The sequence below is a fragment of the Streptomyces sp. NPDC056296 genome (assembly GCF_042268605.1).
Taxonomy (GTDB): Bacteria; Actinomycetota; Actinomycetes; order Streptomycetales; family Streptomycetaceae; genus Streptomyces.
On sequence record NZ_JBHJRX010000001.1, the window covers coordinates 215,668 to 235,428 of the forward strand.

Annotated in this window: 22 protein-coding genes, 3 tRNA genes and 1 pseudogene; 5 read left to right on the forward strand and 21 right to left on the reverse strand. The window is 71.3% G+C overall.

The window, feature by feature from the left end:
• Positions 1-90 precede the first annotated feature (90 nt).
• Complete coding sequence (locus tag ACFCZF_RS01055; RefSeq protein ID WP_376669845.1) at positions 91-1,155, forward strand: adenosine deaminase; 1,065 nt, start codon at positions 91-93, stop codon at positions 1,153-1,155.
• A gap of 67 nt (positions 1,156-1,222) precedes the next feature.
• On the opposite strand, the gene ACFCZF_RS01060 is transcribed toward ACFCZF_RS01055, so the two are convergent.
• The gene (locus ACFCZF_RS01060; protein WP_376669846.1) at positions 1,223-1,819 is read right to left on the reverse strand and encodes a TetR/AcrR family transcriptional regulator; all 597 of its coding nucleotides are present in this window, start codon (positions 1,817-1,819) and stop codon (positions 1,223-1,225) included.
• Between the two features lie 152 nt (positions 1,820-1,971).
• Between ACFCZF_RS01060 and ACFCZF_RS01065 the strand changes: the two genes are divergently transcribed.
• Positions 1,972-2,604 (forward strand): NAD(P)-dependent oxidoreductase, encoded by a 633-nt coding sequence (locus tag ACFCZF_RS01065; RefSeq protein WP_376669847.1) that lies wholly within the window; start codon positions 1,972-1,974, stop codon positions 2,602-2,604.
• 15 nt (positions 2,605-2,619) lie between these two features.
• Here ACFCZF_RS01065 and ACFCZF_RS01070 read toward each other — a convergent pair whose 3' ends face one another.
• The 9 genes and pseudogenes from ACFCZF_RS01070 to ACFCZF_RS01110 form a co-directional block, all read right to left on the reverse strand.
• Positions 2,620-3,675 carry a UDP-N-acetylmuramate dehydrogenase gene (locus ACFCZF_RS01070; RefSeq protein WP_376669848.1) on the reverse strand — a complete coding sequence of 352 codons (1,056 nt, stop codon included), beginning with the start codon at positions 3,673-3,675 and terminating at the stop codon, positions 2,620-2,622.
• A 97-nt stretch (positions 3,676-3,772) separates the two neighbouring features.
• Entirely contained in the window at positions 3,773-4,132 is a 360-nt protein-coding gene (locus ACFCZF_RS01075) for a DUF3291 domain-containing protein (RefSeq protein ID WP_376669849.1), read from the reverse strand.
• A gap of 109 nt (positions 4,133-4,241) precedes the next feature.
• Positions 4,242-4,817, reverse strand: a pseudogene (locus tag ACFCZF_RS01080) (MFS transporter); the annotation flags it as partial.
• Positions 4,818-4,926: 109 nt separating this feature from the next.
• Entirely contained in the window at positions 4,927-5,541 is a 615-nt protein-coding gene (locus ACFCZF_RS01085; RefSeq protein ID WP_376669850.1) for a dihydrofolate reductase family protein, read from the reverse strand.
• Positions 5,542-5,689: 148 nt separating this feature from the next.
• A complete protein-coding gene (locus tag ACFCZF_RS01090; RefSeq protein WP_376669851.1) occupies positions 5,690-6,118 on the reverse strand; it encodes a MaoC family dehydratase in 429 nt (142 codons plus the stop codon).
• A gap of 7 nt (positions 6,119-6,125) precedes the next feature.
• Complete coding sequence (locus ACFCZF_RS01095; protein ID WP_310871764.1) at positions 6,126-6,578, reverse strand: MaoC family dehydratase N-terminal domain-containing protein; 453 nt, start codon at positions 6,576-6,578, stop codon at positions 6,126-6,128.
• 116 nt (positions 6,579-6,694) lie between these two features.
• Positions 6,695-6,859: a 50S ribosomal protein L33 gene (gene rpmG / locus ACFCZF_RS01100; RefSeq protein WP_003948671.1), complete on the reverse strand. Its 165-nt coding sequence runs from the start codon at positions 6,857-6,859 to the stop codon at positions 6,695-6,697.
• A gap of 91 nt (positions 6,860-6,950) precedes the next feature.
• A tRNA-Met gene (locus ACFCZF_RS01105) sits at positions 6,951-7,023 on the reverse strand.
• Between the two features lie 46 nt (positions 7,024-7,069).
• Positions 7,070-7,142, reverse strand: a tRNA-Thr gene (locus ACFCZF_RS01110).
• A 304-nt stretch (positions 7,143-7,446) separates the two neighbouring features.
• Here ACFCZF_RS01110 and ACFCZF_RS01115 point away from each other — a divergent pair.
• A complete protein-coding gene (locus ACFCZF_RS01115; RefSeq protein ID WP_376669852.1) occupies positions 7,447-8,724 on the forward strand; it encodes a hydrolase in 1,278 nt (425 codons plus the stop codon).
• A gap of 83 nt (positions 8,725-8,807) precedes the next feature.
• Positions 8,808-9,464 (forward strand): SDR family oxidoreductase, encoded by a 657-nt coding sequence (locus ACFCZF_RS01120; RefSeq protein ID WP_376669853.1) that lies wholly within the window; start codon positions 8,808-8,810, stop codon positions 9,462-9,464.
• 52 nt (positions 9,465-9,516) lie between these two features.
• Here ACFCZF_RS01120 and ACFCZF_RS01125 read toward each other — a convergent pair whose 3' ends face one another.
• The gene (locus ACFCZF_RS01125; protein WP_376669854.1) at positions 9,517-9,738 is read right to left on the reverse strand and encodes a hypothetical protein; all 222 of its coding nucleotides are present in this window, start codon (positions 9,736-9,738) and stop codon (positions 9,517-9,519) included.
• Positions 9,739-9,851: 113 nt separating this feature from the next.
• Positions 9,852-9,933 (reverse strand) — tRNA-Tyr (locus ACFCZF_RS01130).
• Between the two features lie 235 nt (positions 9,934-10,168).
• On the opposite strand from ACFCZF_RS01130, the gene ACFCZF_RS01135 reads away from it, so the two are divergent.
• The gene (locus ACFCZF_RS01135; RefSeq protein WP_121748622.1) at positions 10,169-10,657 is read left to right on the forward strand and encodes a YajQ family cyclic di-GMP-binding protein; all 489 of its coding nucleotides are present in this window, start codon (positions 10,169-10,171) and stop codon (positions 10,655-10,657) included.
• Between the two features lie 91 nt (positions 10,658-10,748).
• Here ACFCZF_RS01135 and ACFCZF_RS01140 read toward each other — a convergent pair whose 3' ends face one another.
• The 9 genes from ACFCZF_RS01140 to ACFCZF_RS01180 form a co-directional block, all read right to left on the reverse strand.
• Positions 10,749-11,015, reverse strand: a complete 267-nt coding sequence (locus ACFCZF_RS01140) for a GlsB/YeaQ/YmgE family stress response membrane protein (RefSeq protein WP_055418406.1) — start codon at positions 11,013-11,015, stop codon at positions 10,749-10,751.
• A gap of 188 nt (positions 11,016-11,203) precedes the next feature.
• A complete protein-coding gene (locus ACFCZF_RS01145; RefSeq protein WP_376669855.1) occupies positions 11,204-11,620 on the reverse strand; it encodes a YccF domain-containing protein in 417 nt (138 codons plus the stop codon).
• Positions 11,617-12,480 (reverse strand): zinc metalloprotease HtpX, encoded by an 864-nt coding sequence (gene htpX / locus ACFCZF_RS01150; protein WP_210957975.1) that lies wholly within the window; start codon positions 12,478-12,480, stop codon positions 11,617-11,619. Before htpX ends, ACFCZF_RS01145 begins: the two co-directional genes overlap by 4 nt.
• Positions 12,481-12,756: 276 nt before the next feature.
• Positions 12,757-14,292 (reverse strand): NADH-quinone oxidoreductase subunit N, encoded by a 1,536-nt coding sequence (locus tag ACFCZF_RS01155; protein WP_376669856.1) that lies wholly within the window; start codon positions 14,290-14,292, stop codon positions 12,757-12,759.
• Positions 14,289-15,887 carry a NuoM family protein gene (locus ACFCZF_RS01160; protein WP_376669857.1) on the reverse strand — a complete coding sequence of 533 codons (1,599 nt, stop codon included), beginning with the start codon at positions 15,885-15,887 and terminating at the stop codon, positions 14,289-14,291. Before ACFCZF_RS01160 ends, ACFCZF_RS01155 begins: the two co-directional genes overlap by 4 nt.
• A gap of 6 nt (positions 15,888-15,893) precedes the next feature.
• Entirely contained in the window at positions 15,894-17,888 is a 1,995-nt protein-coding gene (locus ACFCZF_RS01165; protein ID WP_376669858.1) for an NADH-quinone oxidoreductase subunit L, read from the reverse strand.
• Positions 17,885-18,286 carry an NADH-quinone oxidoreductase subunit NuoK gene (nuoK, locus tag ACFCZF_RS01170; protein WP_375913305.1) on the reverse strand — a complete coding sequence of 134 codons (402 nt, stop codon included), beginning with the start codon at positions 18,284-18,286 and terminating at the stop codon, positions 17,885-17,887. Before nuoK ends, ACFCZF_RS01165 begins: the two co-directional genes overlap by 4 nt.
• Positions 18,286-19,020 carry an NADH-quinone oxidoreductase subunit J gene (locus ACFCZF_RS01175; RefSeq protein WP_376669859.1) on the reverse strand — a complete coding sequence of 245 codons (735 nt, stop codon included), beginning with the start codon at positions 19,018-19,020 and terminating at the stop codon, positions 18,286-18,288. Before ACFCZF_RS01175 ends, nuoK begins: the two co-directional genes overlap by 1 nt.
• A complete protein-coding gene (locus ACFCZF_RS01180; RefSeq protein ID WP_376669860.1) occupies positions 19,017-19,760 on the reverse strand; it encodes a 4Fe-4S binding protein in 744 nt (247 codons plus the stop codon). Before ACFCZF_RS01180 ends, ACFCZF_RS01175 begins: the two co-directional genes overlap by 4 nt.
• Between the last annotated feature and the right edge of the window lies 1 nt (position 19,761).

A 19,761-nucleotide genomic window follows, 5' to 3' on the forward strand; every position in this document is an offset into this window, starting at 1 on the left:
GTTCCGGGGAGCCCTGTTTCTTTGTGCGAGCAAGACCACGTACGGGGAAAGTGCTGTCGGGCCGGGCGTGTCGTGCGGCAGGATCACGGAATGCTGTGCTCTTCAGGGGGACACCCCCCGAACCCCCCGCGTGTACGTGATGTCTCTGAACTGCCGAAGGCCCATCTCCACCTGCACTTCACCGGGTCGATGCGGCCCGCGACCCTGCTGGAACTGGCCGACAAGCACGGCGTGCGTCTGCCCGAGACGCTGACCGAGGCGCTGGGCCGCGGGGAGTCCCCGAAACTGCGGGCGACGGACGAGCGGGGCTGGTTCCGCTTCCAGCGGCTGTACGACGCGGCGCGGTCGTGCCTCCAGGAGCCGGAGGACATCCAGCGGCTGGTCCGCGAGGCCGCGGAGGAGGACCTGCGGGACGGGTCGGGGTGGCTGGAGATCCAGGTGGACCCGACGTCGTACGCGCCGCGGCTGGGCGGGCTGATTCCGGCGCTGGAGATCATCCTGGACGCGGTGGAGACGACCGTGCGGGACACCGGGATCGGGATGCGGGTGCTGGTCGCCGCGAACCGGATGAAGCATCCGCTGGACGCGCGGACGCTGGCCCGGCTCGCGGTGCGGTACGCGGGCCGGGGCGTGGTCGGGTTCGGGCTGTCCAACGACGAGCGGCGGGGCATGGCCCGGGACTTCGACCGGGCGTTCGCGATCGCGCGGGACGGGGGGCTGCTGTCCGCGCCGCACGGGGGTGAGCTGACCGGGCCACTGTCCGTGCGGGACTGCCTGGACGACCTGGAGGCCGACCGGATCGGGCACGGGGTGCGGGCGGCGGAGGATCCCCGGCTGATGAAGCGGCTGGCGGACCGGCAGGTGACGTGCGAGGTGTGTCCGGCGTCGAATGTCGCCCTGGGCGTGTACGAGAAGCCGGAGGACGTACCGCTGCGCACCCTGTTCGAGGCGGGGGTGCCGATGGCGCTGGGCGCGGACGACCCGCTGCTGTTCGGGGCGCGGCTGGCCGCCCAGTACGAGATCGCCCGGGACCACCACGGGTTCACGGACGCGGAACTGGCGGAACTGGCACGCCAGTCGGTGCGGGGGTCGGCCGCGCCGGAGGATGTGAAGGGGAGGCTGCTGGCGGGGGTGGACGACTGGCTGACCGAGTAAGGAGGGGTCGTCTCGCGTTCGGTGGTGGTGTGGCGGGGCCCGTCCCGCCCGCGCGCCGGGCGGCGGTTCAGCAGATGCCCGCGAGCAGCGTCCGGACCAGTCGCCGCGCGAAGTCGTCCACCGGTGGGCGGCCGCCGCTCCGCGTCGCCTCGTATGCGAACGCCCGCTGCGAGCAGGCGCCCAGCAGGAGCGACGCGGCGGCGAAGGTGTCCGCGTCGGCGCGAACGCGCCCCGCGGCCTGCTCGGTGCGCAGGTAGGCGTCGAGGCCCTCGATCGGCAGGTGCGGCCCGGTGCCGAGCTCCCGCATCGCGTCGTCGTGCCGTCGCTTGAGCTCCGTCTGGGCGTACAGCGAGGCGGCGATCGGGAAGCTCTGCTCGTAGAAGAGCGCGGCCTGGCGGGTGATCTCCGTGAGGTTCTCCTCCAGTGAGGCACGGCCCGGCTCCGTGGCGAGGCCGTGCAGCAGAGGGGCCAGCCGCGGCAGCCGTTCGGACAGGACGCGGATGAAGAGCTCTTCCTTGCTCGCGAAGTGCTTGTACAGCGCGGCCTCGGAGCAGTCGGCTCCCTTGGCGATCTCCTTGGTGGTGGCGCGGGCCAGCCCGACGGTCAGCATCAGCTCGTGGGCGGCGTCCAGGATGCGTTCCCGGGCCGGCTTGGCGGACGGCATGGCTGCTCCAGTCGGGGCTTGACGTGTGGGTGAGTACTTACTCACCCTAGTGGAGGGGCGGGTGAGTGAGTACTCACCCACCCGCCCCCTCCCCCAGAGCGCAGTCTTCACCAGAGCGCAGCCACGACCCGCCGTGCGGAACGGAGTACGCCATGAAGCTCACCGTCTTCGGTGCCACTGGAGGCATCGGCCAGGAGGTCGTCCGGCAGGCACTCGACGCCGGGCACCAGGTCACGGCCGTCGTACGGGACCCGGCGCGGCTGTCCGTCACCGGCGAGCGCCTGGAGGTGTTCCGCGCGGATCTGAGCGACCCGGCGGCGTTGCGGCCGGCGGTGGCCGGGCGGAACGCCGTGCTGTCCGGGCTCGGCGCACGTCGCCGCGCCGACGCCGGGATCGCGACCAGGCTGACCCGGACGGTACTCGGCGCGATGGAGGCGGAGGGCGCGCGCAGGCTACTGGTCGTCAGCGCCGCCCCGGTCGGGCCCGAGCCGCAGGAGTCCGCACTGCTGGACCGGGGCGTGCGGGGCGTCGTGTCCGCCGTTCTGAAGGACATCTACGCCGATCTGCGCGCCATGGAGGCCGAGTTGGCGCTCAGCGCCACCGACTGGACGGTCGTCCGGCCGCCGCGGCTGCAGGACAAGCCGCTGTCCGGCCGGTACCGGACGGTGGTCGGCGGCTTCCCGTCCAAGGGCCGTGTCATGGGCCGCGCCGACGTCGCCCACGCGATGCTCGCGATGACCGGGGACGCGGGGACCGTGAAGCAGGGTGTGGGTATGGCCTACTGATGCCCTGGGCTTCGGCTAGAGGCTGACGCCGACCGTCACCGGTTCGTTGACCAGTGTGACGCCGAAGGTCTCGCGGACGCCGGTGACGACCTCGCGGGCCAGGGCGAGCAGATCCTCCGTGGTCGCGTCGCCGCGGTTGGTGAGGGCGAGGGTGTGCTTGGAGGAGATGCGGGCGGGCCCGGTGCCGTAGCCCTTGGTGAAACCGGCCTTGTCGATCAGCCAGGCCGCGGAGGTCTTGATGCGGCCCTCCCCGGCCGGGAAGGCGGGCGGCTCGGCGCCGGTACCGAGGCGCTCGTCCACGCGCGCGCGGAACGCGGCGAACTCCTCGTCCGTGAGGATCGGGTTCGTGAAGAACGACCCGGCCGACCAGGTGTCGTGGTCCTCGGGGTCCAGGACCATGCCCTTGCCGGCGCGCAGCTTCAGCACGGTTTCACGGGCTTCGGTCAGCGGGACCCGCTCGCCGGGTTCCACGCCGAGGGCGCGGGCCGTCTCGGCGTAGCGGAGGGGCGTGGAGAGCCCGTCGGCGTTCTCCAGCTCGAAGCGGACGCGCAGGACGACGTACCGCTCGGGCTCGGCCTTGAAGCGGCTGTGGCGGTAGGAGAAACCGCAGTCGCTGTTGGTGAGGGTGACCGTCTCGCCGGATCTGCGGTCGTACGCGGTCACCTCGGTGATCGTCGAGGAGACCTCCTGGCCGTACGCGCCGACGTTCTGGATGGGGGTCGCGCCCGCCGAGCCGGGGATGCCGGCCAGGCACTCGACGCCGGCGAGTCCGGCCTCGACGGTGCGGGCGACGGCGTCGGTCCAGAGCTCGCCGGCCGCCAGCTCCAGCGTCGTGCCGTCGAGGGAGAGGCCGCGCGTGGCGATGTGCAGGGCGGTGCCGTCGAAGCCCTTGTCGCCGATGACCAGGTTGGAGCCGCCGCCGATGAGCAGCAGGGGCGTGCCGGTGTCGTCGGCCTCGCGGACGGCGGCGATCACCTCGGCGTCGGTCGTGGCCGTGACCAGCCGGGTGGCCGGTCCTCCCAGCCGGAAGGTGGTCAGCGGGGCGAGGGGGGCGTCGTGGAGTTCCTGCACGCGCTCAAGACTACGAGACGGCACCGACAGCCCGGAGCAACGGGAAACGCCCCGACCGGTCGGCCGGGGCCTCCTCATGTCCGGCCACGCCCGGCCCTCACCTCAGGCGCTCCCGTACCTCCGCCCAGCTCACCGGGAGCTCGTCGCTCGGTGCCGGCCAGGAGGCGAACTTCGAGTCCCGCATCTGCGCGGACAGCCCGCGGGAGGTCGGCGCGTGGGTGCCGGAGTGCGCGAAGGTCTTGAGGGCCTCGGGCGACTCCCAGGCGGACACCGTCCAGAAGGTCCGCTTGAAGGGCTCCGCCTTCAGGGAGGCGCCGTACGCTCCGGGCGCGCCCCTGACCTGACGCCACACGCCCGGCGTGCGCGCCAGGAACTTCAGCGCTCCCCACAGCGTGCGGGTCTCGAAGCGGGAGGCGAAGACGTGCACCTCGGCGGCCCGCGGCGGCCGGTTCGGCACGGTCCAGGGAAGGGTGGCATGCCGGCTCCTTTCGTTTCCGCTTTCGTTTCTGCTTTTGTTCCTGATGTCGTTTCTGCTTTCGTTTCTCTGCTTCTCGCGTGGCGTGCGGTCAGCGGGAGGCCGCCTCCCCGGTCGTGACGAGCGCGGGTTCGGCTGTCGGTGCCGGTCCGGTCCCGGGCCCGTCGGTGGACGCGTGGTCGTCCCGGCGGCGGCCCGGGATCAAGAGGGCCGCGAAGCCTCCGAGGGCCACCACGCCGGCGCCCACCGCGACCGCGGGCCGCAGCCCGTCGACGAAGGACTGCCCGGACTCGTAGCCGCCCTGTGCCGCGAAGATCGAGCCCATGATCGCGATGCCGAGCGCGCCGCCCACCTCGCGCAGGGCGTTGTTCGCGCCCGACGCGATGCCCTGCTCCTTCGGGACGACGCTGGACATCACCAGGGCGGAGGCGGGGGCGAAGAACAGGGCCATGCCGATTCCACTGATGATCAGACCGGGCAGCTGGCTGCCGTAGGAGGCGTCGACCGTGATCACGTAGGCGAGATAGCCGAGGCCGGCCGCCTGGAGGAAGAGTCCGGCGGCGACGACCGGGCGCCCTCCGATCCGGTCCGAGAGGATGCCGGCGATCGGAGCGACCAGCATCGGCATCCCGGTCCAGGGCAGCATGCGCAGGCCCGCCTCGGTGGGGCGCCGCTCCTCTGCGCTCACTAACTACGTCAAGAGCGGCCGCCTCCTCCGCTCGCCGCCGGCACAGGACGTCGTAGGTCAGTCGTCACAGGACGTCGCAGGTCAGTCGTCACAGGACGTCGTAGGTCAGGTGGGTCGCGGTCGACGTCCGGGTCACATCGCGCTGCACCAGCGTGCGCGGCGCTCCGCCGGTGAACAGCGGCGTTCCGGCGCCCAGCACGACGGGCGCGAGGTGCAGGGACAGGCCGTCGACCAGCCCGGCGTCGAGCGCCGAGCCGATCGTGGCACCGCCGCCCATGAGGACGACGTCGAGGTCCTCGGCGCTGTCCGACGACGCCGCCTCGGCGCGCTCCCGCGCGGCGGTGAGGGCGTCGGGCAGACCGGTGGTGACGAACGTCCAGTCGAGGTCGGTGAGTCGCATCGACTCCGGCGGCGAGCTCGTCACGACGACGAACGCGGGCTTGCCGACCTCCCCGGCGCCGTAGCCGGACGTGTCGTCCCAGCCGTTCGGCCCGTCGACCAAGTCGAAGAGCCGGCGGCCGAGAACGACGGCACCCGAGCGCGCGGTCGCCTCGCGCAGGATCCGGCGGTCGTCGGGATCGTCGGAGAACGCCCAGGTGTGCAGTGCCTCCCCGCCGGCGCCCAGACCGCTGTCCGGGCCGGGGTCGGGTCCGGTGACGAAACCGTCGAGGGAGATCGAGATGTCAGCGATGATTCGGGTCATACAGGGCAGACCCGATCCAGCACCCGGATTCATCGCTCACGCGTGAAACGGGTGCCGGACGGACCGGCGGCCGGCCGCCCCTGTCGCTTCCCCGGGGAAGCCCGGTAAGCCGAAGAGCCAACCGGACATCACGACCGGCCACCCGGTCTCAAGCGAGTCGTACGACCGCCCGGGACATCCCGAGGACCTTCTGGCCGGCGCTGGTGGCCGTGAGGTCGACGCGGACGGTGTTGTCGTCGAGCTTGGCCGCGACCTTGCCGCTGACCTCGATCACTGCACCCTGGTCGTCGTTCGGGACCACGACGGGCCGGGTGAATCGGACGCCGTACTCCACGACCGCGCCCGGGTCGCCGAGCCAGTCGGTGACCACGCGGATCGCCTCGGCCATGGTGAACATGCCGTGCGCGATGACGTCCGGCAGGCCGACCTCCTTGGCGAACTTCTCGTTCCAGTGGATCGGGTTGAAGTCGCCGGAGGCACCCGCGTACCGCACGAGCGTGGCGCGGTCCACAGGAAAGCTCCGCGCGGGCAGTTCGGTGCCGACCTCGACGTCGCTGTAAGCGACCTTCGCCGTCATGGGATGCTCACGCCTCCTCGGCCGCGCGGGCCACGAGCTTGGTCCAGGCGGTCACGACGTGCTCGCCGGCCTCGTCGTGGACCTCGCCTCGGATGTCCAGGATGTCGTTGCCCGCCATCGACTTGATCGCCTCGATGGTCGAGGTCACCGTGAGCCGGTCACCGGCCCGCACCGGACGGACGTAGGCGAACTTCTGGTCGCCGTGCACCACCCGGCTGTAGTCCAGGCCGAGCTGCGGGTCCTCGATGACCTGACCGGCCGCCTTGAACGTGATCGAGAACACGAAGGTCGGCGGAGCGATCACATCCGGATGGCCGAGCGCCTTCGCGGCCTCCGTGTCCGTGTACGCCGGACTGGCGTCACCCACCGCCTCCGCGAACTCGCGGATCTTCTCCCGGCCCACCTCGTAGGGCTCGGTGGGCGGATAGGTCCGCCCCACGAACGACTGGTCGAGCGCCATGGGCTCGCAACCTCCTGCTGCTCTGTGCGGCTGTGGGTGCCGTCTCGGGCCCCGCTGAACAAACGACACGAGGCCGCCCCCAAACCTCGGGGACGGCCTCGTGTACGAGCCTGTTTCTATCGCGTTTCGCGGTGCGCGGTGTGCGCGTTGCAACGCGGGCAGTGCTTCTTCATCTCCAGTCGGTCCGGGTTGTTACGCCGGTTCTTCTTGGTGATGTAGTTCCGCTCCTTGCACTCCACGCAGGCCAGCGTGATCTTCGGGCGGACGTCGGTGGCAGCCACGTGAGTGCACTCCTTGACGAACGGATTGATGGTATTAACGCAAGAAAGAGTAGCCGATTGAAGGACCGACCCCGCAATCGGCTACTGAGAGTAGCGGTGACCGGACTTGAACCGGTGACACAGCGATTATGAGCCGCTTGCTCTACCGACTGAGCTACACCGCTGTGATGCGATCGGGCCCCGCCTCGCGGCGGGAACCTCTCACACCAGAGCCCCAATACGGAATCGAACCGTAGACCTTCTCCTTACCATGGAGACGCTCTGCCGACTGAGCTATTGGGGCGAGCGATGAAGACATTACACGGTCGCCCGCCGTTCGCCCAAATCCGTTTCGCCGCCCCTGCCCCAGCCCGTCCCCCGTCCCGTCCCCGGGCCCGCCGGCCTTGCCGCGCGTACGCCCCGGGGGCCTCCGGCGGGGCCTCCGAAGGGGCCTCCAGCGGTCCCTCCCACGGGCCTTCGGCACGGCAGACCGCGCCGGTACGACTATTGCGCTCCTCCGCGCCACGGACTGATCACCGTCCTAGGCTCGACTCACTCTGCGTGATCTTGCGTCCCCCACTGCGCAGTCCCGAGCCCAGAGGAGCGCGATGCCCGACAGCCAGCCGCAGCCGCCCCACTCGCCCTCCCCCTCGGGCCCCGCCGACCGCGGCTCGCTCCTGCTGTCCGGGGCGCGGCTCACCGACGGCCGGACCGTGGACGTACGGCTGTACGGCGGGCGCATCGAGGCGGTCGGCACGGCCGGCAGCCTGACGGCGGCCCGCACACCCGGCCCCGGCGCCCGCGTGGACCTCACCGGCTACCTGCTCCTCCCCGCCCCCGCCGAACCCCACCTCCACGGCGACACGGCGCTGACCGCCGACGCCCCCGGCCCCGTCTCCCACGACCCCCAGGACGTCCAGCGCCGGGCCACCGAGGCCGCCCTGCTCCAGCTGGGACACGGGGCGACCGCGCTGCGGGCACACGTGCGCGTGGGCGACGTCGCGGGGCTGGGCGCGCTGACCGCCGTGCTGCGGGCGCGGCGGTCGCTGCGCGGGCTGACGGAGCTGACCGCGGTGGCGATGCCGAGGCTGCTGACCGGGGTGGCCGGGGCCGACGGGCTGACGATGCTGCGGGACGCGGTCAGGATGGGCGCGGACGTGGTGGGCGGGTGTCCGGACCTGGACCCCGATCCGGCCGGGTACGTGGAGGCGGCCCTGGAGGTCGCCGCCGAGCACGGCTGCCCGGTCGACCTGCACACGGACGCCGCCGACCCGGCACGGCTGGCCCGGCTGGCGGCGATGGCGGGCGGGCTGCGCCCCGGAGTGACCCTCGGCCCCTGCGACGGGCTGGGCCGGCTGCCCGCCGACGCGGCCTCCCAGACCGCCGACCGGCTCGCGGCGGCCGGGGTGACGGTGGTGTGCCTGCCGCAGGGCGCCTGCGGCGCGGTCGACCACCGCGACGGCACCGCTCCGGTACGGCTGTTGCGCGCGGCCGGGGTACGGGTGGCCGCCGGGAGCGGTGCGCTGCGGGACGTGTCCAACCCGGTCGGGCGCGGTGACCCCCTGGAGGCGGCCTACCTGCTGGCCGCGTGCCACGGGCTGCGCCCCGAGGACGCGTACGACGCGGTGAGCACGGCGGCGCGGGCGGCCCTGGGGCTGCCCGAGGTGCGAGTCGAGGCGGGCTTCCCGGCCGAACTCCTCGCGGTACGCGGGGACCGGCTGGCGGGGGCGCTGTCACTGGCGTACAGCCGGATCGTGGTGCACCGGGGGCGCGTTGTGTCACGGACCAGCGCTGTGCGGGAGTACGGCGACTCGACGACCGCGACTGACCTGGGGCTGCCTCGGCAGGGGCGCGGGGGGCCTGCGGGGCGTGGGGAGGCCTCCTGACGGAGGGAGCGCGACGCGCACGTCCGGTGGATGCGGCCGAAGTCGTGCGGCGCGGGCGGCCGTCGGGGCGTACGGTCGAAGACATGCGCATTGTCATCGCTGGTGGTCATGGTCAGATCGCGCTGCGGCTGGAGCGCTTGCTCGCCGCGCGTGGTGACGAGGTGGCGGGCATCATCCGCAAGGCCGAGCAGGCCGACGATCTGCGTGCGGCCGACGCCGAACCGGTCGTGCTCGACCTGGAGTCGGCCTCGGTCGAGGAGGTCGCGGAGCGGCTGCGGGGCGCGGACGCGGCGGTCTTCGCGGCGGGCGCGGGCCCCGGCAGCGGAGCGGCCCGCAAGGACACGGTGGACAAGGCGGCGGCGGTCCTCTTCGCGGACGCCGCGGTCCGGGCGGGCGTACGGCGCTTCGTCGTCGTGTCCTCCATGGGCGCCGACCCGAGTCACCAGGGGGACGAGATCTTCGACGTCTACCAGCGGGCCAAGGGCGAGGCCGACGCGTACGTGCGCTCCCTGGACGCGCTGGACTGGACGATCCTGCGCCCCGGCGCACTGACGGACGACGCCGGTACCGGCCTCGTGCGCCTGGAGGCACACACCGGCCGCGGCCCCGTCCCGCGCGACGACGTGGCCGCCGTACTGGCGGAACTGGTCGACACCCCGGCCACGAACGGCCTGACCCTGGAGCTGATCAGCGGTTCCACACCCGTGTCGGTGGCGGTGAAGTCGGTGGCCGGGAACTGACGGCGGGGCGCGGGGCGCATGGGGTGCGTGAGGCGCGCCCCGGCACGCACAGTCAGAACAGCGGCAACTGCCCGGGGAAGTCGGGGACCACGTACCCGTCCAGGGACGGCTGCACCGCACCGCCGAGTTGCGCCGTGCGACGCGACCCCGGGCAGGAGACGAGCTCGCCGCTCTCCCGCGTCCCGGGCGGATCGTGACGCGCGTACCGCCCCGCGACGACGGCGATCTCGCGACGGCACTCGGGGCAGGTTCTGCGACGGGAGGACGAGACCATGTCCCCAGTCTGCCCGGCAGCACCCACAGCGAGAGCCCCTCTCTCGGGCCGACACATGACGAAGACCCCGTGACCTGCTGTTTGGGCAGGTCACGGGGTCTTTCGTTCCCGTGTGGCGGCGCCAGGATTCGAACCTGGGAAGGCTGAGCCGGCAGATTTACAGTCTGCTCCCTTTGGCCGCTCGGGCACACCGCCGGGGTTCGCTGCCCGTCGAACCGCCTTTCGGCGGCGCTCCGTGGCAACGACGTAAACAATACCTGATGTGGAGGGGTGCTTCGCCACCCGATTGATCGCCGCTCGGGGGGCGGCGGGTGACTAGGCTGGTCCGGATGCGGCCGAGGCCCCCTGCGGGCTCGCCGGCCGCCGTTGTACGCCGGTACGGACCCGATACGCGGCCCGACACGCACCCAGATACAAGGAGCCACAGGACATGGCCGACTCCAGTTTCGACATCGTCTCGAAGGTCGAGCGGCAGGAGGTCGACAACGCCCTCAACCAGGCCGCCAAGGAGATCTCGCAGCGCTACGACTTCAAGGGCGTGGGCGCCTCGATCTCCTGGTCCGGCGAGAAGATCCTCATGGAGGCCAACTCCGAGGACCGGGTGAACGCTGTCCTCGACGTCTTCCAGTCCAAGCTGATCAAGCGCGGCATCTCGCTGAAGGCTCTGGACGCGGGCGAGCCCCAGCTCTCCGGCAAGGAGTACAAGATCTTCGCGTCGATCGAGGAGGGTATTTCCCAGGAGAACGCGAAGAAGGTGGCCAAGCTCATCCGCGACGAGGGCCCCAAGGGTGTGAAGGCCCAGGTGCAGGGCGAGGAGCTGCGGGTCACCTCCAAGAGCCGGGACGACCTGCAGACCGTGATCGCCCTGCTGAAGGGCCAGGACTTCGACTTCGCTCTGCAGTTCGTGAACTACCGGTGATCTGCTGAGCCGACGACGCGGGCGATGAGGGTGGGCACCTACGGTGCGTGCTCTCATCGTCCGCCGTTCGACTGCCGTGGCCCCACCGCGTTCAGTCGCGCGAGTTGCCGAACAGGAGCCGGTAGGCGACCAGAAGCACCAGGGAACCGCCTATCGCCGCCGCCCACGTGGCACCGTCGTAGAAGTCCTTGCTGACCGGGTGGTCCAGCCAGCGGGCCGATATCCAGCCACCGATGAACGCCCCCGCGATGCCGATGAGGGTCGTGCCGACGAGCCCTCCCGGGTCGCGGCCCGGCAGCAGGAACTTGGCGATGGCTCCGGCCAACAGTCCGAGGATGATCCAGCCGATAACGGTCATGCCGTGAACCTGCCCTTTCTCGCTGTGCCCGCGCTGTCCCAGTGCTGTGGGCTCGTTCCTCCGCGCGTCTTCATGTACTGCTGGTGAGGAAGACGTTCCGGTTGCGCCCGGTGGTTGCGCTGATCACCGGGGCGCGGCCGGCCGCGGGGAGCATGTCGGGGCACCGAGAGCGGTGAAGAACAGGGCTGCTACCAGCCGGCCCGCTGCGTGGGGCCGGTGGCCGTGAACGGCTGGTCCGTCCGCACGATCTCGCGCCCCATCGGGAGCAGCGAGACCGGGATCAGCTTGAAGTTGGCGATGCCGAGCGGGATGCCGATGATCGTGACGCACAGCGCGATGCCGGTGACGACGTGGCCGATGGCAAGCCACCAGCCGGCGAGGATCAGCCAGAGCACGTTGCCGACGCAGGACGGCGCCCCCGCGTCGCGGCGCTCCACGGCCGTGTACCCGAAGGGCCACAGAGCGTAGACACCGATGCGGAAGGCCGCGATGCCGAACGGTATTCCGATGATCGTGATGCAGAGCAGCGCGCCCGCGACCAGGTAGCCGAGGAACAGCCAGAAGCCGCTGAGCACGAGCCAAATGACGTTGAGGATGGTCTTCACTGCTGACGACCTGCCATCTTTTCGAGTCGGGCGATTCGCTCCGCCATCGGCGGGTGGGTGGAGAACATCTTTGAAAGTCCCTGTCCCGGCCGGAAGGGGTTCGCGATCATCATGTGACTGGCGGTCTCGATCCGGGGCTCCGGGGGCAGCGGGAGCTGCTTCGTGCCCATCTCGAGCTTGCGCAGGGCGCCGGCGAGGGCGATCGGGTCACCGGTGAGCTGGGCGCCGGAGGCGTCGGCCTCGTACTCCCTGGAGCGGCTGATCGCCAGTTGGATGACGGTGGCGGCGAGCGGACCGAGGATCATGATGAGGAGCATGCCCAGCAGACCGGGTCCGTCATCGTCGTTGGAGCGTCCGATGGGGATCAGCCAGGCGAAGTTGACCAGGAACATGATCACGGAGGCCAGGGCACCGGCGACGGACGAGATCAGGATGTCGCGGTTGTAGACGTGGCTGAGTTCGTGTCCGATGACGCCGCGCAGTTCCCGCTCGTCGAGCAGGCGCATGATGCCCTCGGTGCAGCACACGGCCGCGTTGCGCGGGTTGCGGCCGGTCGCGAAGGCGTTCGGTGCCTCCGTCGGCGAGATGTAGAGGCGGGGCATGGGCTGGCGGGCCTGGGTGGAGAGCTCGCGGACCATGCGGTACAGCGCCGGGGCCTCGAACTCGCTGACCGGGCGTGCGCGCATCGCGCGCAGCGCGAGCTTGTCGCTGTTCCAGTACGCGTACGCGTTCGTGCCCAGGGCGATGAGGACGGCGACGACGAGCCCCGCTCGGCCGAAGAAGCTGCCGATGACGATGATGAGCGCGGACAGTCCCCCGAGGAGTACTGCGGTCCTGAGCCCGTTGTGCCGGCGGTGCACGGTACGCCCTCCAAGTGGTGCAGCAGGGGAACCCTTTGCTTGCTGGTGTCGCTCGCTGTGGTTGCTTCCTGGTCTCCGATGCCACCGGTGCCGTGGCATCACGTCCAGTGGACCCTTCTGTACTGGTCAACGCCAGGCGAGGGCCGCCAGTTCCCTGGCGCCCACGAGAGCGCGCTTGGTCCGGACGGGTGATGGCCGGCGGCGGGCGGCACACGCGCGTGGAGGACGGGCAGCGCACGCGCGCGTGCGCTAAGCGGCTGCGGCTGCGGCTGCGGCTCAGAAGAGTGCGGTGTCGGCGAAGCGCAGGATCAGCTGGGGTGCTCCCGAGAGGGCGACGGCGAGGACCGCGGTCACGGTGATCGCGGCCGTGAGGGGGACGGGGACGCGGTGCTTCACGGTCGCGCCCTCGGGCGCCCGGAACAGCAGGGCCGTCCACTGGAGGTAGTAGAACAGCGCGATGACGACGTTGACGGCCATGACGACGGCCAGCCAGCCGAGACCCGCGTCGACGGCCGCGGAGAAGACGGTGACCTTGGCGAAGAGGCCGATGATGCCGGGCGGCAGTCCGGCGAGGCAGAGCAGGAAGAACGCCAGGAGCAGGGCCGCCAACGGGTGGGACGCGTACAGGCCGCGGTAGTCGGCGACGCGGTTCATGGACTTCGTGCGGGCGACGAGTGCGGCCACCGCGAAGGCGCCGAGGTTCACCGCGGCGTACATGAGGGCGTAGGCGACGGTGGAGCCGATCGAGCGTTCGGGGGCGCCGGAGTAGGCGGCTGCGGCGATCGGGACGAGGAGGTAGCCGGCCTGGCCGACGGACGACCAGGCGAGCAGGCGTACCGCGCTGTACGCGCGCGTGGCCTGCTGGCGGAGGGCCCCGACGTTGCCGACGGTCATGGTGAGCGCGGCCAGCGCCGCGAGGGCCGGCCCCCAGACGTCGGCGTAGGACGGGAGGGCGATGACCGTGACGAGGATCAGACCGGAGAAGCCGACCGCCTTGCCGACCACGGACAGGTAGGCCGCGATCGGCAGGGGCGCGCCCACATAGGTGTCGGGCACCCAGAAGTGGAAGGGCACGGCGGCCGCCTTGAAGGCGAAGCCGACGAGGGTGAGGACGACGCCCGTCTGGACGAGGGTGGTGAGCTGCCCGTCGACGTGCTGGATGCGTTCGGCCACCTGGGTGAGGTAGAGGGTCCCGGTGGAGGCGTACACGAAGCTGATGCCCATGAGGCTGACCGCGGTCGCGGTAACCGACGACAGGAAGAACTTCAGCGCCGCTTCGGAGGACCGGCGGTCGCCCTGGCGCAGGCCCACGAGGGCGAAGGCGGGCAGCGAGGCGACCTCCAGGGCGACGATGAGGGTCGCGAGGTCGCGGGAGGCGGGCAGGAGCGCGGCGCCGGCCGCGGAGGAGAGCAGCAGGAACCAGAACTCGCCCTCGGGCAGCCCGCGGTCGGCGTCCTTCACGGCGGTGACCGAGAGCAGGGCGGTCACGAGGGCGCCGCCGAGGACCAGGAACTGGATGGCGAGGGTGAAGGTGTCCGCGGTGTAGCTGCAGACGTCGGCGTCGCCGGTAAGGCAGAACGTCGAGCGGTCGCCGTTCACCAGGGGCAGCAGCATGAGCGTGGCGGCGGCGAGTCCGGCGACCGACATCCAGCCGAGCAGCGACTTGCGGGCGTCCTTGACGAAGAGGTCGGTGACGAGGACGACGAGGCCTACGACGGCCGCGATGGTGGGCGGTGCGATGGCGAGCCAGTCGACGGACTGGACGAGGTTCTGGGCCAGTGGCGCCGCCACGACCTGGGCCGGGGAGCTCATCGGGTGCCTCCTGAGAGGAGCTGCTGCACGGCCGGGTCGGTCAGCCCGAGGAGGACCTTGGGCCAGAGTCCGGCGACGACGGTGAGGGCGACGAGCGGCGTCCAGGCGGCGAACTCGTAGGTGTGTACGTCGGCGAGCTTCGGGGCTTCCTGCGCTACGGCGCCCATGCAGACGCGGCGGACCACGATCAGCATGTACGCGGCTGTCAGCAGGGTGCCGAACGCGGCGACGGCCATGAAGGTGAGATAGGCGGGGCGACTGAGGTCGTCGTGGGGGTCGAAGGCGCCGAACAGGGCGAGCATCTCGCCCCAGAATCCGGCCAGGCCCGGCAGACCGAGCGAGGCGACCGCTGCGAAGGCGAGCAGGCCGCCGAGGCGCGGCGCCTTGCCGTACAGGGCGGCCCCGGTCTCCTCGGCGAGGGTGTCGAGGTCGGTGGTGCCGGTGCGGTCCTTGAGCGCGCCTACCACGAAGAAGAGCAGGCCGGTGATGAGGCCGTGGGCGATGTTGGCGAACAGGGCGCCGTTCACGCCGGTCGGGGTCATCGTCGAGATGCCGAGCAGGACGAAGCCCATGTGGCCGACGGAGGAGTAGGCGATGAGGCGCTTGAGGTCGCCCTTCGCGCCCCGTTTGGCGAGGGCCAGGCAGGCCAGGGAGCCGTAGATGATGCCGACGACCGCGAGGGCGGCGAGGTAGGGCGCGAAGGTCTGGAATCCGTCCGGTGCGACCGGGAGCAGGATCCGGACGAATCCGTACGTACCCATCTTGAGCAGGACACCGGCCAACAGGACCGAGCCGACGGTCGGAGCGGCGGTGTGGGCGTCGGGCAGCCAGCTGTGCAGCGGCCACATCGGGGTCTTGACCGCGAGCCCGATCCCGATCGCCAGAACGGCGATGACCTGCACGGATGTGGTCAGCGACCGGCCGTTGTCAGTGGCGAGTGCCACCATGTCGAATGTGCCCGCCGTGATTCCGATCAGGAGCAGGCCGAGCAGCATGACGACGGAGCCGAGGAGGGTGTAGAGGATGAATTTCCAGGCGGCCCCGGCCCGTCCCTCGCCGCCCCAGCGGGCGATGAGGAAGTACATCGGGATGAGGACCATCTCGAAGGCGAGGGAGAACAGGATCAGGTCGAGGACGGCGAAGGTCGCGAGGGTGCCGGACTCCAGGACGAGCAGCAGCGCGACGAAGGCCTTCGGGCTCGGGCCCGACGCCCGCGGCGTCAGCCGCTCATGTTGCTGCTTGAAGTACGAGTAGAGCGCGCAGAGGAAGGTCAGCAGCGCGGTCAGGACCAGCAGGGGGAGGGAGATGCCGTCGATGCCGAGGTGGATGCGCACGTCGAGTGCGGGGATCCAGCTGATGTCCGTGCTGGCCTGCATCTTCGACGGATGGTCGTGGTCGAAGCCGAGCACGAGGACGATCGCGGCGATGAGGACGGCGCCGGTGACGGTGACGCCGTGCCGGAGGACTGCCTGCTCGGGCGACTTCCCCTTCAGCCCGGGCGGAGCCGGCAGGAGAGCGGCGGCGGCGCCCAGGAGCGGGCCGACGACGATCAACGCCAGAAGGAACTGCATCACGGACTCGTTGATATCGATCACGCCTGCTCACGCTCCCGTGGCGACGAGGACGGCGGCGACCGTGAGGACGACGGTGCCGGCGAGCAGCGCGCTCACATAGGTCTGCACATTGCCGGTCTGGGCCCGGCGTACGGCGGTCCCGAGCCAGCGGGGCAGGGTGCCCGCCCCGCGCACGTAGGTGTCGACGACCTCGCGGTCGAGGAACCGGACGAGACTCGCGCCGGCCTGGACCGGACGGACGAAGAGGGTCGTATACACCGCGTCCAGGTGGAAGCCGACGGCCGCGTGCCGGTGCAGCGGCCCCAGCAGCAGCCGTCCGGGGTCCGACGGGTCGGGGGCGTAGGCGATGTCTCCGTAGGCGGGCTCGTGGCTGGCGATGGCCTCGGCCTCCACCAGGGCGGCGTCACCCTCCGGGTGGGCCGCGACGGCGCCCAGCGGGGTGCGGTCCGCGAGCGCCGTGGTGTGGCGCCAGGCGGCGTAGGTGACGATGCCGCCGACCAGCGCCACGCCCGTGCCGAGCACGGAGGTGGTGAGGGTGGGGGTGAGGTCGTGTCCGTCGAACCAGTCGGGCAGCAGGCGGAAGGCGAGTCCACCGAGGGCGAGTGAGGGGATGGCCAGGACCCAGAGCACGGCGTTCATGGCCACCGGCTGCCTGCCATGGTCGGGGGCCTCGGCGCCCCGCCCGCGGAAGGCCAGCAGCCACAGACGCGTCGCATACGCGGCGGTGAGCAGGGCCGTGAGCAGGCCGGCGACGAGGACGGTCCAGCCCGCGGCGCCGGGCGCGTGCTCGGTCTGGCCGGTGGCGACGTGTTCCGCGGCGACGAGGACGGACTCCTTGGAGAAGAAGCCGCTGAAAGGCGGGATCGCGGCGAGGGCCAGCAGCGCCACGGTCATCGTCCAGTAGGCGTCCGGAACGCGGTCGCGCAGGCCCCGCATGCGGGACATGGCGGCCAGCGAGTTGGTGCCGGCGGCGTGGATGATCACGCCGGCGGCGAGGAACAGCAGCGCCTTGAAGGCGCCGTGCGAGATGAGGTGGAAGACGGCGGCACCGCGGTCGCCGGCGGCGAGGGCGCCGGTCATGTAGCCGAGCTGCCCGATGGTCGAGTAGGCGAGGACGCGCTTGATGTCGTCCTGGGCGAGCGCGGCGAGCGCCGAGCCGACCATCGTGACCGCGGCCATGACGGCCAGGACGATCATCGCGGCCCGTGAGGCCTCGAAGAGCGGAAGGAGCCGGGCGACGAAGTAGACACCCGCGGCGACCATCGTCGCGGCGTGGATCAGCGCGGAGACGGGTGTCGGGCCCGCCATCGCGTCGGGGAGCCAGGTGTGCAGCGGGAACTGCGCCGACTTGCCCGCGACACCGGCCAGGAGCAGCAGGGCGATCAGCGTCGGGTGGTCGAGCGAGCCGTTCGCGACCGCGCCGAGGATCTTGGTGATGCGGAAGGAGCCGGCCTCGGTGGCCAGCGCCAGCAGGCCGATCAGGAAGGGGACGTCGCCGAGCTTGGTCACCAGGAAGGCCTTGAGGGAGGCGGCGCGGGCCTCCGGGGTCTCCCAGTAGTGGCCGACCAGGAAGTACGAGCAGATGCCCATGATCTCCCAGCCGACCAGCAGCACCATCAGGTCGCCGGAGTAGACGACGAGGAACATGGCGGAGGTGAAGAGGGAGACGAGAGCGGCGTACGAGGGGTAGCGCGGGTCGTCGCGCAGGTAGCCCGTCGAGTAGATCTGCACACAGGTCGCGACGGTGCCGACCAGTACGGCGACGAGGGCGGCGAAGCCGTCGATGCGCAGGGCGAGCTCGACGGGGACGGAACCGGTGGGCGTCAGCTCCGTGACGGCGTCGACGGCCCGGCCGCCGCCCTGACGGGCCGCGACCACTACGGCTAGGACGAGGGCCGCCAGCGTCGGCAGGACGGCGAGCGGGCGGACGAACCCGGGCGCGGTGCGGCCCAGCAGGAGGCCGACGACTGCCCCCAGGAAGGGGAGGAGGGGGACGAGTACGGCGAGGGTGGTCGTGGTCACGCGGTGGCCTCAGCCTTCTCGGCGGCCGTCCCGGTCGCGGGAGCATCGGGGTCGGGGCTGTCGGGGTCCTCGCTGCCGTGGCCCTCGGCGGTGTCGCGGAGCTTGTCGATGTCCGACGTGCCGCGGTTGCGGTGGACGGCGAGCACGATCGCCAGGCCGATGCCGATCTCGGCGGCCGCGATGGCGATCGTGAACAGCGTCAGGGCCTGGCCGGAGTGCAGGGTCTCCTCGGCGGCCTTGCTGAGCCAGACGTCGAAGGCGACGAGGTTGAGGTTGACGGCGTTGAGCATCAGCTCGACCGACATCAGGACCAGGATCGCGTTGCGGCGGGCGAGGACGCCGTACAGGCCCGTGCAGAACAGGAGGACGGAGAGAACGGCGGGATAGGCGAGGTGCATCAGCGGTCACCACCCTTGTCGGCACCGTTCGGGTCGGCAGGCCGGTCGGTCTCGGTCGTACGGCTGGTGTCGGCTGTGCGACCCGTGTCGGCTGCGGGGCCCGTGTCGGCTGCGGGGCCGGTGTCGGCTGTGCGGCCCGGGCCGGGCGCGCGGTCCGTCCTGGCCTTGCGGGACAGGACGATGGCGCCGACCAGGGCGGCGAGGAGGAGGACGGAGAGGGCCTCGAAGGGGAGGACCCAGTTCTGGAAGAGGCTCGCTCCGGTCACGGCTGTGGAACCGGCGGCCGGGCCGTCCAGGTCGATCCAGGTGGTACGGAAGGCGTCGACGACGACCCACACCAGGGCCGCGGCGGCGGCCACGGCCACGGTGAGGGCGGCCCAGCGGTTGCCGGAGTCCGCGTCCGGGGACCGGCCGATGGGTGCCCTGGTGAGCATCAGGCCGAACAGGATGAGGACGACGACGGCACCGACGTAGATGAGGACCTGTACCCACGCGATGAACTCGGCGGTGAGCAGGAGGTACTCGACGGCGAGGCCGCCGAGGGCCACGACCAGCCACAGGGCGGCATGGACGAGCTGCCGGGTGGTGACGGTGACGACGGCGGCGCCGAGGGTGACGAGGCCGACGAGGAGGAAGGCGATCTCGACGCCGGTCGGGGAGAGGAAGCCGTGGGATTCAGCGGCCATGGTCGTGGAGTCCGCGGCGAGGTGACCGACGGTCGTTGCGAGGGTCATTCCCGGCCCTCCTGATCCGGCTGGTCCGGCTGGTCCGGCTGGTCCGATGTGGGCTCCGACTGATCCGACGTCGGCCTCGGCTGGTCCGTCTGCTGCTTGGAGTCGCCCATCGGGCGGGTGGGCTGCTCGGCGGCGCGGGCCTGCTCGTCGGCGTGCGGTTCGGTCGCCCGGGCCGTCTCCTGTTGGACCGTCTCCTGCTGGGCCGTCTCCTGTTGGGCGGCCAGCTTGTCGGCGGTCTTACGGGCGGCGGCGAGTTCCTTCGGTTCCTCCGCGCCGGGGTCGAGGGCGGGCGGGGCCGGAACCGTCCACATCCACTCGCGGAGCTTGTCGCGTTCGTGGGTGAGCTCACGGATGTCGGTCTCGGAGTACTCGAACTCCGGGGACCAGAACAGGGCGTCGAAAGGACAGACCTCGATGCAGATACCGCAGTACATGCACAGGGAGAAGTCGATGGCGAAACGGTCGAGGACGTTGCGGCTGCGGTCGCGTCCGCCGGGGGTCGCCGCCGGGACCGTCTCCTTGTGGGAGTCGATGTAGATGCACCAGTCCGGGCACTCGCGGGCGCACAGCATGCAGACCGTGCAGTTCTCCTCGAACAGGCCGATCACACCGCGGGTGCGGGGCGGGAGTTCGGGCTGGGCGTCCGGGTACTGCTCGGTGACGGTCTTCTTCGTCATCGTGCGGAGGGTGACGGCCAGGCCCTTGGCCAGGCCGCTGCCGGGGATCGACTGGCGGGACATG